Below are 12,065 nucleotides of genomic sequence, written 5' to 3'. Positions count from 1 at the left end.
GTGTTTTTTTTTTTTCAAAGAAGAAGACGGCATACGATATCCGCTTTAGTCTCGGGGGCGCGGAGATGTTTAAAAGAGACGGGCGGGGGGAGAGGGCGAGGGTCCCGAGGGGGAGGAGCGCCGCCCGCCGCTGGCCGTCCTGGACGTGGCCGAGGAACTGGCCACGGGGCCGCTCGCGGGCCTGCGCACCGAGGTCCTGCACGGCCGCCTCGCCCCGGATGTCAAGGACGACGTGATGCGCCGCTTCGCCGCGGGCGAGGTGGACGTGCTGGTGGCCACCACCGTGATCGAGGTCGGGGTGAACGTGCCGAACGCCACGGTCATGGTGATCATGGACGCGGACCGCTTCGGCGTCTCCCAGCTGCACCAGCTGCGCGGCCGGGTCGGACGGGGCGCCGCGCCGGGTCTCTGCCTGCTGGTGAGCGAGGCCGCGGAGGAGAGCGCGGCCCGCGAGCGCCTGGAGGCGGTGGCCGCCACCACCGACGGGTTCGCGCTCTCCCGCATCGACCTGGAGCAGCGCAGGGAGGGCGACGTGCTGGGCCAGGCCCAGTCCGGCGGGCGCAGCAGCCTGCGGATGCTGGCCGTCATCGAGGACGAGGACCTCATCGCGGAGGCGCGCGCCGAGGCCGTGGCGCTGGTCGAGAAGGATCCGGATCTGGCGGACTCCCCGGACCTGCGCACCGCCATCGACGCGCTGCTCGACGCGGAGCGCGAGGAGTTCCTCGACAAGGGCTGAGAGGGATCCGGGTGGCCGCTCCCGCGGCTGCCTGACGGCCCGTCAATTGTCAGTGCTCGCTGGGAGAATGGACCTGTTGCGGCAATCCATCCGGGGTTGTCCGCAGGCGGACCCATGGGGGTTGCTTCGCATGGCATTCCGGCACACCAATGAACTGCCGCTCGGCGACAAGATCTTCCGCGTCGAGTTGGCCAGCGACGACGACATCACCGTGACCCTGACCCTCACCGGCCGGCGCGAGGCGCTGCCCGGCGCGCCGCTCGCCTCCGGCTCGCTGACCATGCCGCTGGCCGACGTGCCCACCCTGCGCATCGCGCTCAACCGCGGGCTGCGCGCCCTCGCCCGGGCCGCCGACGTGGCCGAGCCGATCCCGGACCGGGACATCCTGCGGGAGCTGTTCCCCGGCCACGGCGCCCCCTGGATCCCGCAGCACGAGGAGGACCTGGCCCGCCGGTTCCACGCCGGCGAGACGATCGCCCGGATAGCCGCCCGCTTCGGCCGTACCCCCGACTCGGTCCGCACCAAGCTGAGGGAGCTCGGCCATGACCCGCGCCGCCCGGAGCACTGCCCGCCGGACGGCTGCATGTCCTGGTCGCGCTACGCCTCGCCGATCCTGATCGGCTCGCCCGAGGAGGCGGCCGACGCCTGACCCGTGCCGCCCGGCCGCCCCCCGCCGCCGCACCTCGGCGCGTCGGCGGGGGGCGGCCCGTATAGCGTGGTCCGTGACAGCTGACGGATGAGCGTGGTGAGGGACCGATGACCCGCGTGATCGCCGGGACCGCAGGCGGCCGGCGGCTGGCCGTACCCCCCGGCGGCGCCACGAGACCCACCTCCGACCGGGCCCGCGAGGGCCTGTTCTCCACCTGGACGGCGTTGTGGGGGCCGCTGGACGGGGCGCGGGTCCTCGACCTCTACGGTGGCTCGGGCGCGGTGGGCCTGGAGGCGCTCTCCCGGGGTGCGGCGCACGCCCTGCTCGCCGAGTCGGACGCCAGGGCGGCGAGGACCATCAAGGAGAACATCCGCGCCCTCGGCCTGCCCGGAGCCGAGCTGCGGGCCACCCGCGCCGAGCAGCTGGCCGCCGAGCCGCCCCAGGGCGCCCCCTACGATCTGGTCTTCCTCGACCCGCCCTACGCGGTGACCGATGACGATCTTGGCGAGATCCTTCTCACACTCGGCCGGAAAGGGTGGCTCGCCGACGACGGTCTCGCCACGGTGGAGCGCAGCACCCGCGGGGGTGCCTTCCCGTGGCCGACGGGTTTCCAGCCGCTGCGTTCACGCCGCTACGGTGAGGGAACGCTCTGGTATGGCCGATCCGTCGTCCCCCACCCAAGCGACCGGCCGTGACCGGCCGGGAGAGCGAGGAGAGAGCGTTGCGCCGCGCAGTCTGTCCCGGGTCGTTCGATCCCATCACCAACGGGCATCTCGACATCGTCTCCCGCGCCTCGAAGCTCTATGACGTCGTCCATGTCGCCGTCATGATCAACAAGTCCAAGCGGGGCCTGTTCACGATCGAGGAGCGCATCGCGCTGATCGAGGAGTGCACGGCCGAATACGGGAACGTGGTCGTGGAGGCGTTCCACGGCCTGCTCGTGGACTACTGCAAGGAGCGCGACATCCCGGCCATCGTCAAGGGGCTGCGCGCGGTGAGCGACTTCGACTACGAGCTTCAGATGGCCCAGATGAACAACGGGCTCTCCGGAGTCGAAACCATGTTCATCCCCACCAATCCGGTCTACAGCTTCCTCTCCTCCAGCCTGGTCAAGGAGGTCGCCACCTGGGGCGGCGACGTCTCCCACCTGGTCCCCGAGCCCGTCCTGCGCTCACTCGTCGAGCGCCTGGCGCGCGACTAGCCGGCGCGCCACGGGGACGGCCCCTGGCGCGAAGGGGCGGGCGTCACACCGCCGACCGCGTGAACGGGTGCCCGCCGGCGCCCGGTTGGCCGTACCCTCGGCTCGTGGACGTACAGCAGAAACTGGACGAGATCGTCGCGGCGGTCCGGAGCGCCAAGGGCATGCCCATGTCGGCGTCCTGCGTCATCAACCGGGCCGACCTGCTCGCAGGGCTCGAAGAGGTGCGCGAGGCGCTGCCGGGTTCCCTGGCCGAGGCCAGGGAGGTGCTGGGCGACCGTCGGCAGGTGGTCGAGGAGGCGCAGCAGGAGGCCCGCCGCATCGTCGACGCGGCGCACGCCGAGCGCGGCTCACTGGTCGAATCCACCGAGATCGTGCAGCGGGCGCAGGGCGAGGCGTCCCGCATCCTCGCCGAGGCCCGCCGCGAGGCCGACGAGGTGCGCGTGGAGGCCGACGACTACGTCGACTCCAAGCTGGCCAACTTCGAGGTGGTCCTGGGCAAGACCATCGGCTCGGTCGACCGCGGCAGGAACAAGCTGCTCGGCCCGGACCGGGGCGACCCGGCGGAGCTGCTCCAGCAGGCGGACGCCTATGTGGACGCCCAGTTCGGCGCCATCGAGGCGGTGCTGCGCAAGACACTCGAGGCGGTCGGCCGCGGTCGGCAGAAGCTCACCGGCCACCGGCCGGGGGACGAGCTGGCCGAACACGTGGCGGCCCAGGAGGCCGCGGGCGGCGCCCCGCGCGCGGGGGAGTACTTCGACCAGCGCCAGGACCTGGACACCTACGACTACCTCGGCGTCCCCCAGCCGCAGCCGCAGCCCGAGCCGGCGGCCGAGACCTACGAGCCGCAGCAGGATCCCTACGGCCTCCAGCCCGTGGCCCAGGCCGGCGGCTACGGGGGCCAGGACGCGTACGGCGGGTCGGCGGGGACCGGCGCGGCCCAGCCGGGCTACGGCCAGGACGCGTACCCGGGCGGCGGCTACGGGGCGGAGGACTACGCGACCGGCTACCCGCAGCACGACCCGTACGCCGCCGGGGCCCCTCAGGTCCCGCAGTCCCCGCCCGCCTACGGGTACCAGGCACAGGGGCAGAACCCGGGCGTACTGGACGAGACCAGCCTCTTCGACACCGGGATGATCGACGCGGAGCAGCTGCGCCGTTACCAGCAGGGACAGCAGTAGCCGAGGCCCGATTGGGTGCCCGGCGGGCCGTGAAGTATGCTGAACCTTCGGTCGCGGCATGCTCTTGTGCTCGCGGCTGCCCGCCCGGTCTCTCCTCCAGAGGGCCGACGAGCGCGGCTCCACGAGTTAGCAGACCGGCCGCCACCGCGAGAAAGCAGATTGCCCTGAACGCCCCGCTGGATTACCGAGCCCCTCTCGTGTTCGACACACGTGAGCTGGGGCGGCGACCCGGTGCGCTCAGGCGGGTCTCGCGCACCGTCGAGGCCCCCGAGGGCCTGGGCATCGAGGTGATCGGCGTGCCGGTCGGGGCACCGCTGGACGTGGAGCTCCGCCTGGAGTCGGTCATGGAGGGTGTGCTGGTCACCGGCACCGTCCGAGCGCCGCTCGCGGGGGAGTGCGTAAGGTGTCTGGAGCCGCTGGCCCAAGAGGTCACGGCGGACTTCCAGGAGATGTTCTCGTACCCGGAATCCGAAGGGCCCGCCCGCCGCCAGGCGGACGCAGCCGACGAGGAGGGGGACGAGGAGTCGCTGTTCCTTCAAGGCGACCTGTTCGACCTTGAGCCCGTGCTGCGGGACGCGGTGGTGCTCGCACTGCCCCTTCAGCCGGTGTGCCGGGAGGACTGCCCTGGCCTGTGCCCCGACTGCGGGGTGCAGCTCGCACAGGATCCCGACCACCATCACGACGACGCCGTCGACATCCGTTGGGCGGCACTGCGGGACCTGGCCGGCCAACTGCGGCCGGACGGGTCTTCCGCCGGGCAAGACAAGCAAGCGAAGGCACCCCGCGGTCGCGGGGACGATCCACAGGAGACATAGCCGTGGCTGTTCCGAAGCGGAAGATGTCGCGCAGCAACACGCGCCACCGCCGGTCGCAGTGGAAGGCTGCGGTCCCCACCCTGGTGCGCTGCGAGCGCTGCCAGGAGCCGAGGCTCCAGCACACCGCGTGCGGCAACTGCGGCACGTACAACCGCCGCCAGGTCCTCGAGGTCTGATCGGAGGGTGACAGGCTCCATGTCACACGCCAGGAGGTCGCAACCCCAGGCGTCTGCGGACACAGCCTCGTCCCTCGCGATTCTGGAAGGGCGGCTCGGCTACCGGCTCGAGCCCGCCCTTCTGGTGCGCGCCCTGACCCACCGCAGCTACGCGTACGAGAACGGTGGGCTGCCCACCAACGAGCGGCTCGAGTTCCTGGGGGACTCGGTGCTCGGACTGGTCGTCACCGACACCCTGTACCGCACCAACCCGGACCTGGCCGAAGGCCAGCTGGCCAAGCTGCGGGCCGCGGTCGTCCAGGCCAGGACGCTCGCCGAGGTGGCTCGCGGCCTGGATCTCGGGGCGTTCGTCCGTCTCGGGCGGGGCGAGGAGGGCACGGGCGGCCGGAACAAGGCGTCGATCCTCGCGGACACCCTCGAAGCGGTGATCGGCGCGGTCTACCTCGACCAGGGGCTCGCCGCGGCCGATGAGCTGGTCCACCGTCTGTTCGACCCGGTGATCGAGCGCTCCTCGAACCTGGGCGCGGGCCTGGACTGGAAGACCAGTCTCCAGGAGCTGAGCGCTGCCGAGAGCCTCGGGGTGCCCGAGTATGTGATCACCGAGGACGGCCCGGACCACGAGAAGACCTTCACCGCTGCGGCCCGTGTGGGTGGCGAGACCTACGGCACCGGCACCGGCCGCAGCAAGAAGGAAGCCGAACAGCAGGCCGCCGAGAACGCGTGGCGCTCCATCAGGGTCGCCATCGACGGCGCGAGCGAGGGGACCCCGGCCGAGGGTCAGGCCGGTGCCTGAGCTTCCCGAGGTCGAGGTCGTCCGGCGCGGGCTCGAACGCTGGATCAGTGGCCGGACCGTCGCGGACGCCCACGTGCTGCACCCGCGCGCCATCCGCCGCCACCTCGCGGGGGCGGACGACTTCGCCGCCCGGCTGCGCGGCGTCCGCGTGGACGCCGCGCGCCGCCGCGGCAAGTACCTGTGGCTGCCGGTCGGCGCCGAGTCGGCGCTGCTGGCGCACCTCGGGATGAGCGGACAGCTTCTCGTGCAGCAGGGTCGCGTTCCGGATGAGAAGCATCTGCGGGTGCGGATCACGTTCGATGACGTGGCCGCGGGGGAGCTGCGCTTCGTGGACCAGCGGACGTTCGGCGGGCTGTCGCTGCACCCGGTCGGCGCGGACGGGCTGCCCGAGGTGATCGCGCACATCGCCAGGGATCCGATGGACCCCGAGTTCGACGAGGACGCCTTCCACGCCGCGCTGCGCCGCAGGACCACCACGATCAAGCGCGCCCTGCTCGACCAGGCGCTCATCAGCGGCGTCGGCAACATCTACGCGGACGAGGCGCTGTGGCGCGGCGGGCTCCACTACGAGCGCCCCACCGCCGCGCTGACCCGGCGGCGCACCGCGGAGTTGGTCACGCACATCCGCGAGGTGATGACGGAGGCGCTGGCCGTCGGCGGCACCAGCTTCGACAGCCTCTATGTGAACGTCAACGGCCGGTCCGGCTACTTCGAACGGTCGCTCGACGTGTACGGCCGCGAGGGGGAACCGTGCCGCCGGTGCGGGAACCCGGTGCGCAGGCGCCCCTGGATGAACCGGTCGAGCTACTTCTGCCCGCGCTGCCAGCGCCCGCCGGCATGACCGGCGCCGACCAGGGCCCGGCGCGCGGCCCGCGCCGCGGCTAGAAGCCGAAGTTCTGGGTCCACCAGGGGCCGCCCGCGGCGATGTGCACGCCGACGCCCAGGGTGGTGTAGTCGCAGTTGAGGATGTTCGCGCGGTGTCCCTCGCTGTTCATCCAGTCGTTCATCACGGCCTCGGCGCCCTGCTGGCCGCGGGCTATGTTCTCGCCGCCGAGGTTGGACACGCCCGCCGCCTCGGCGCGGTCCCAGGGGGTGCGCCCGTCGGGGTCGGTGTGGTCGAAGTAGCCGCGCTCGGCCATGTCCCTGCTGTGGCCGGCCGCCAGCTGCGAGAGCGCCGGGTCCAGGGTGAGGGGGCGACAGCCGGCCTCGCCCCGCGCCTCGTTCACCAGGGCGAGCACGGCCTCGGCGGCCTCGGTCTCCGGGTCCGCGCTGGGCTCCTCGGGCTCCTCGGGCGCGGTGGACTCGGGCGCCGGCGGGGGTGCCTCGGTGCTGGGCTCGGGTGGCGGGGCGGGAGATGAGGGCTCGGGCGGGGCCTCGGACGAGGGCTCGCGGGACGGCTCCTCCGGCGTGGCCTCGGGTGTGGTCTCCTCGGCGGGTTCGGTCGTCTCCGCGGGAGAGCGGCGGTCCGGCCCGGAGTCGGGGCTCAGCCGGGGCGAGGCGGTGGACGTGGGCTCGGCCGCTCCGGTGGGTGCGGGCGCGTCGTCCGCGCGGAACGCCCCGGTGAGGCCCTCCCCCGCGCCGGGCAGCAGGCCCGTTCCCATGGCCACGGTCCCCACGGCCACCGCGGCCGAGGCACCGATCAGTGTGGTACGCGCGCCTCTTCGGCGGCGGCGATGGCGTCCCATGGGCAGCACCGTCCTCGTCAGCTCGAAGATCGCAAATCACCCGAACGGGCGATTCTTCAACGCGTGACTGTACGGCATGGGGCCGCCCGTGCCAGTGTTTCGCGCACGGATGAGGGGATAGCGTGCGTCACATGTGCCCACCGCCGCCGCGACCCGACGCCCCCTCGGAGCCCGTCCGGATGACCGCCTGGGTGCGGGGGCAGGTGCAGGGAGTCGGCTTCCGCTGGCATACCAGGGCGCGGGCGCTGGCCATCGGTGAGCTGCGCGGATTCACCTCCAACCTCGCCGATGGACGGGTTCAGGTGGTCGCCGAGGGCAGCCGCGAGCGCTGTCTGCGGCTGCTGGAGTGGCTGCGGGACGGCGACACGCCCGGCCGGGTCGCGGGCGTCACCGAGATATGGGACACACCGCGCGGTGGTTACCAGGACTTCGCGATCCGCTGACGGCCCGCCGTTCCGGTGCGGGAAAGTCCCGGATACCGCTTGCCATCCCCTTTCCCACGTGCGAGGCTCCCCCCACAGCCACCGCCGCCGGGCCCCTTCAGGCCCCCCAACGCCTCACCAAAGCCTGTCTTGTCCAGGCGTGGCGCACGGGGGATACGCGGTGTGATCGTGTTGACCGTCCCACTTTTTGGTGAGACGCTGAAAGTCCCGCGCATCTCGGCTATTCAGCCCTCAAACGCAGGGCAAAGCAGACGCCGCGGGACCAATCCCTCACGACCCACCTACGGCTTCGGTCGGTCACTCAGTGTGGAGGACCATCCATCATGGCAAAGGCGCTTCTCGGTCACATCGGCGGCTACGACCCCCGAGTCCTCGCCGAGATGCGACGGCTACAGCAGCGCGTTCAGGACCTGGAGACCCAGCTCATCCGGGTCCAGGCGGAGAACGACGCACTAGCCGCCGCCACTCGGCACGGCGACTCGGTGCTCGACGGCATCGACGTGCCCAAGGCGGAGCCGGCCCTGACCTGACCTCGAAGGAGAGGAGAGGGGCAGGCCGCGAAGGCTACCGCTTGCGTTTTCATGCGAGGGACGCTTCGGCGTCCCTTCGTCATGTCTGGGCCGTGGTGGCGTCGTCCGGGTACTGTCCGTGTGGCTCTCTGACTGGTGTGCCCTGCATCCCATGCGTCGAAACGGCGAATCGTGGAAGAGCGCCGGGTAAAGTCGCACGGCGTGCACCTCAAGAGCCTGACGCTGCGGGGGTTCAAGTCCTTCGCCTCCGCCACGACGCTGCGCTTCGAGCCCGGCATCACCTGCGTGGTGGGGCCCAACGGGTCGGGCAAGTCCAATGTGGTGGACGCGCTCTCGTGGGTCATGGGGGAGCAGGGTGCCAAGTCGCTGCGCGGCGGGAAGATGGAGGACGTCATCTTCGCGGGCACCACGGGACGCCCCCCGCTGGGCCGTGCCGAGGTCTCCCTCACCATCGACAACGCCGACGGGGCCCTGCCCATCGAGTACGCCGAGGTCACCATCACGCGGACGATGTTCCGCAACGGCGGCAGCGAGTACCAGATCAACGGCGACACCTGCCGCCTGCTCGACGTCCAGGAGCTGCTCTCCGACTCGGGCATCGGCCGCGAGATGCACGTCATCGTCGGGCAGGGGCAGCTCGACTCGGTCCTCCACGCCGACCCGACCGGGCGCCGGGCGTTCATCGAGGAGGCGGCCGGCGTTCTCAAGCACCGCAAGCGCAAGGAGAAGGCGCTGCGGAAGCTGGACTCCATGCAGGTCAACCTGGCCCGCGTCCAGGACCTCACCGACGAGCTGCGCCGGCAGCTCAAGCCGCTCGGGCGCCAGGCCGCCGTCGCCAGGAGGGCCGCCGTCATCCAGGCCGACCTGCGCGACGCCCGGCTGCGGCTGCTCGCCGACGACCTGGTCACGCAGCGTGCTGCCCTGCGTGCCGAAGTCGCCGACGAGGCCGCCCTGAAGGAGCGCAAGGAGGCGGAGGAGGCGCGTCTGCGGGACGCCGTGCGCCGGGAGGCGGAGCTCGAACAGGAGGTGCGGACGCTCACACCGCGCGTGTTGCGCACGCAGGCGACCTGGTATGAGCTTTCGCAACTGGCCGAGCGCGTCCGCGGCACGGTCAGCCTCGCCGACGCCCGCGTCACCAGCGCCCGCGCGCAGGCGCCCGAGGAGCGGCGGGGGCGCGACCCGGACGACATGGAGCGCGAGGCCACGCGGATCCGCGAGCAGGAGGCCGAGCTGACGGCGGCTCTGGAGGCCGCGAGCCGGGCCCTCGAGGACACCGTCGACCACCGCGCCGCGCTGGAGCGCCGGCTCGCCGAGGAGGAGCGGCGGCTGAAGGACGCCGCCCGCGCCATCGCCGACCGGCGCGAGGGCCTCGCCCGCCTGCACGGCCAGGCCAACGCCGCCCGCTCGCGCGCCGCCTCCGCCCAGACCCAGATCGACCGGCTGGCCGACACCCGCGACGAGGCCCGGGAGCGGGCCGCCGCCGCCCAGGGCGAGTACGAGACCCTGCGCGCCGAGGTCGAGGGACTCGACGCGGGCGACACCGAGCTGGGCGAGGAGCACGAGCGGGCCAAGGCGGAGCTGGACGCCGCGGCGTCCGCTCACGCCGCCGCACGCGAGGCGCTCACCGGGGTGGAACGGGAACGCGCCGCCGTCTCCGCCCGCCACGACGCCCTGGCCCTCGGGCTGCGCCGCAAGGACGGCACCGGCGCGCTGCTCGCCGCCGGCGACCGGCTCGCGGGACTGCTCGGCCCCGCCGCCGAACTACTCACCGTCACCCCGGGCTTCGAGGTGCAGATCGCCGCCGCGCTGGGGGCCGCCGCCGACGCGGTCGCCGTCGACGGGCCGGCCACCGCCGCCGAGGCGCTGCGGCTGCTGCGGAAGAACGACGCGGGGCGCGCCGCCCTGCTGCTCGGCGGCGCCGCCGAGGAACCCCGCCCCCGCCCCGCGCTGGCCCCGGGAGACGCCGCGTCCCTGGCGGTCGACCTCGTGCGCGGCCCCGAGGACCTGCTGCCCGCCGTGCGTCGCCTGCTGCGGGACGTCGTCGTGGTCCGCACCCTGGAGGACGCCCAGGAACTGCTGGCCGCCCATCCCGGACTGACCGCCGTCACCGCCGAGGGCGACATCCTCTCCCGCCACCTCGCCCAGGGCGGCTCGGCCGGGGCGCCCAGCCTGCTCGAGGTCCAGGCGTCCGTGGACGAGGCCGCCGCCGAGCTCACCCGTCTCTCCGAACGCTGCGCCGAGCTCACCGCCGCCCAGGAGCGGGCCGCCGAGCGGCGCCGCGCGTGCGCCGCCGAGGTCGAGGAGCTGGCGCGGCGGCGCAGCGCCGCGGAGCGCGAGAAGTCACGGGTGGCCCAGGACCTCGGGCGCCTCGCCGGGCAGGCGCGCGCCGCCGCGGGCGAGGCCGAGCGCGCCGAGGCCGCGGTGGCCCGCGCGGGCGACGAGCTGGAGCAGGCGGCGGCCCAGGCCGAGGAGCTGGCCGAGCGGCTCGCCGTGGCCGAGGAGGCGTCGGACGGCGACGAGGAGCCGGACACCGCGGTCCGCGACCGGCTCGCGGCCGACGGCGCCAACGCCCGGCAGACCGAGATGGAGGCCAGGCTCCAGGTCCGCACCCACGAGGAGCGGGTGAAGGGCCTGGCCGGACGGGCGGACGCGCTCGACCGGGGGGCGCGCGCCGAACGGGAGACGCGGGCGCGCGCGGAGCGTCGCCGCGCCCGGATGCGCCACGAGGCCGCTGTCGCCGACGCCGTCGCCTCGGGCGCCCGCCAGCTGCTCGCCCATGTGGAGGAGTCCCTGACCCGCGCCGTCGCCGAGCGGGAGGCGGCGGAACGGGCCAAGTCCGAGCGGGAACAGGCCCTGGTCGCCGAGCGGAACGCGGGGCGCGCGCTCAAGGAGGAGCTCGACAAGCTCACCGACTCGGTGCACCGCGGCGAGGTCCTGGGTGCGGAGAAGCGGCTGCGGATCGAGCAGCTGGAGGGCAGGGCGCTGGAGGAGCTGGGCGTCGAGCCCGAGGTCCTGGTGGCCGAGTACGGCCCCGACCAGCCCGTTCCCCCCTCGCTTCCGGCCGAGGGCGAGGAGCTGCCCGAGGACCCGGAGGACCCGCGCAACCAGCCGCGCCGCTTCCTGCGCGCCGAGCAGGAGAAGCGGCTGCGGGCCGCCGAGCGGGCGTACAAGCAGCTCGGCAAGGTCAACCCGCTGGCGCTGGAGGAGTTCGCCGCGCTCGAGGAGCGGCACCAGTTCCTCAGCGAGCAGCTGGAGGACCTGAAGAAGACGCGTGCCGACCTGCTCCAGGTCATCAAGGAGGTCGATGTGCGCGTCGAGGAGGTCTTCACCGCCGCGTACCACGACACCGCCCGGGAGTTCGAGGGCGTGTTCTCCCGGCTCTTCCCTGGCGGCGAGGGACGTCTGCTGCTGACCGACCCCTCGGACATGCTCACCACGGGCGTCGACGTGGAGGCCAGGCCCCCGGGCAAGAAGGTCAAGCGGCTCTCGCTGCTCTCCGGCGGCGAGCGCTCCCTGACCGCCGTGGCGCTGCTGGTCTCCATCTTCAAGGCCAGGCCGAGCCCGTTCTACGTCATGGACGAGGTGGAGGCGGCGCTGGACGACACCAACCTCCAGCGGCTGATCAGGATCATGGAGGAGCTCAAGGACAGCTCCCAGCTGATCGTGATCACCCACCAGAAGCGGACCATGGAGGTCGCCGACGCGCTCTACGGCGTCTCCATGCAGGGCGACGGCGTCTCGAAGGTCATCAGCCAGCGCCTCTCCGCCTGAACGGGCCCGCCGGGGGCGGTCCCGGGGCGGTGCCCGGAGGATCCCGATGTGTACGGCGGGGCCGGGGCGAGCACCCGTAGGGGCGGCA

The 12,065-nt window shown here is 73.0% G+C and carries 12 protein-coding genes and 1 pseudogene; 12 read left to right on the top strand and 1 reads right to left on the bottom strand.

What is annotated here, in order from left to right; all coding sequences use genetic code 11:
* Positions 1-73: 73 nt before the first annotated feature.
* The 9 genes and pseudogenes from ADY01_RS08120 to mutM all read left to right on the top strand — a co-directional run.
* A pseudogene (locus tag ADY01_RS08120) lies at positions 74-736 on the top strand (helicase-related protein); the annotation flags it as partial.
* A gap of 130 nt (positions 737-866) precedes the next feature.
* Positions 867-1,385 (top strand): hypothetical protein, encoded by a 519-nt coding sequence (locus tag ADY01_RS08115; protein ID WP_049568072.1) that lies wholly within the window; start codon positions 867-869, stop codon positions 1,383-1,385.
* 107 nt (positions 1,386-1,492) lie between these two features.
* A complete protein-coding gene (gene rsmD, locus ADY01_RS08110; protein ID WP_049568069.1) occupies positions 1,493-2,080 on the top strand; it encodes a 16S rRNA (guanine(966)-N(2))-methyltransferase RsmD in 588 nt (195 codons plus the stop codon).
* Between the two features lie 26 nt (positions 2,081-2,106).
* Positions 2,107-2,586 (top strand): pantetheine-phosphate adenylyltransferase, encoded by a 480-nt coding sequence (coaD, locus tag ADY01_RS08105; protein ID WP_049568067.1) that lies wholly within the window; start codon positions 2,107-2,109, stop codon positions 2,584-2,586.
* 104 nt (positions 2,587-2,690) lie between these two features.
* Complete coding sequence (locus ADY01_RS08100; protein ID WP_049568064.1) at positions 2,691-3,764, top strand: ATP synthase F0 subunit B; 1,074 nt, start codon at positions 2,691-2,693, stop codon at positions 3,762-3,764.
* Positions 3,765-3,922: 158 nt separating this feature from the next.
* Entirely contained in the window at positions 3,923-4,579 is a 657-nt protein-coding gene (locus ADY01_RS08095) for a YceD family protein (RefSeq protein WP_078900099.1), read from the top strand.
* Positions 4,580-4,581: 2 nt separating this feature from the next.
* A complete protein-coding gene (gene rpmF / locus ADY01_RS08090) occupies positions 4,582-4,755 on the top strand; it encodes a 50S ribosomal protein L32 (RefSeq protein WP_049568059.1) in 174 nt (57 codons plus the stop codon).
* A gap of 19 nt (positions 4,756-4,774) precedes the next feature.
* Positions 4,775-5,548, top strand: coding sequence for a ribonuclease III (gene rnc / locus ADY01_RS08085; protein WP_078900097.1), 774 nt, complete (start codon positions 4,775-4,777; stop codon positions 5,546-5,548).
* The gene (gene mutM, locus ADY01_RS08080) at positions 5,541-6,389 is read left to right on the top strand and encodes a bifunctional DNA-formamidopyrimidine glycosylase/DNA-(apurinic or apyrimidinic site) lyase (RefSeq protein ID WP_049568052.1); all 849 of its coding nucleotides are present in this window, start codon (positions 5,541-5,543) and stop codon (positions 6,387-6,389) included. The genes rnc and mutM overlap by 8 nt, the downstream gene beginning before the upstream one ends.
* A gap of 40 nt (positions 6,390-6,429) precedes the next feature.
* On the opposite strand, the gene ADY01_RS08075 is transcribed toward mutM, so the two are convergent.
* Positions 6,430-7,233 (bottom strand): CAP domain-containing protein, encoded by an 804-nt coding sequence (locus ADY01_RS08075; protein WP_049568050.1) that lies wholly within the window; start codon positions 7,231-7,233, stop codon positions 6,430-6,432.
* 131 nt (positions 7,234-7,364) lie between these two features.
* On the opposite strand from ADY01_RS08075, the gene ADY01_RS08070 reads away from it, so the two are divergent.
* The 3 genes from ADY01_RS08070 (at position 7,365) to smc (ending at position 11,977) form a co-directional block, all read left to right on the top strand.
* Positions 7,365-7,676, top strand: a complete 312-nt coding sequence (locus ADY01_RS08070; protein ID WP_049568047.1) for an acylphosphatase — start codon at positions 7,365-7,367, stop codon at positions 7,674-7,676.
* Positions 7,677-7,999: 323 nt separating this feature from the next.
* Positions 8,000-8,206, top strand: a complete 207-nt coding sequence (locus tag ADY01_RS08065) for a hypothetical protein (RefSeq protein ID WP_049568044.1) — start codon at positions 8,000-8,002, stop codon at positions 8,204-8,206.
* A 201-nt stretch (positions 8,207-8,407) separates the two neighbouring features.
* Entirely contained in the window at positions 8,408-11,977 is a 3,570-nt protein-coding gene (smc, locus tag ADY01_RS08060) for a chromosome segregation protein SMC (RefSeq protein WP_049568043.1), read from the top strand.
* Positions 11,978-12,065 lie beyond the last annotated feature (88 nt).

This window comes from Streptomyces sp. SBT349 (genome assembly GCF_001083795.1).
Taxonomy (GTDB): domain Bacteria; phylum Actinomycetota; class Actinomycetes; order Streptomycetales; family Streptomycetaceae; genus Streptomyces.
The sequence above is the reverse complement of the archived record's forward strand: the minus strand, read 5'-3'. Positions and strand labels throughout refer to the sequence as shown.

Bases quoted from the DNA above. Each gene is read 5' to 3' on its own strand.
- ADY01_RS08115 (WP_049568072.1), top strand. From the start codon at position 867: ATGGCATTCCGGCACACCAATGAACTGCCGCTCGGCGACAAGATCTTC.
- rsmD (WP_049568069.1), top strand. From the start codon at position 1,493: ATGACCCGCGTGATCGCCGGGACCGCAGGCGGCCGGCGGCTGGCCGTA.
- rnc (WP_078900097.1), top strand. From the start codon at position 4,775: ATGTCACACGCCAGGAGGTCGCAACCCCAGGCGTCTGCGGACACAGCC.
- ADY01_RS08075 (WP_049568050.1), bottom strand. From the start codon at position 7,233: ATGGGACGCCATCGCCGCCGCCGAAGAGGCGCGCGTACCACACTGATC.
- ADY01_RS08070 (WP_049568047.1), top strand. From the start codon at position 7,365: ATGTGCCCACCGCCGCCGCGACCCGACGCCCCCTCGGAGCCCGTCCGG.
- ADY01_RS08065 (WP_049568044.1), top strand. From the start codon at position 8,000: ATGGCAAAGGCGCTTCTCGGTCACATCGGCGGCTACGACCCCCGAGTC.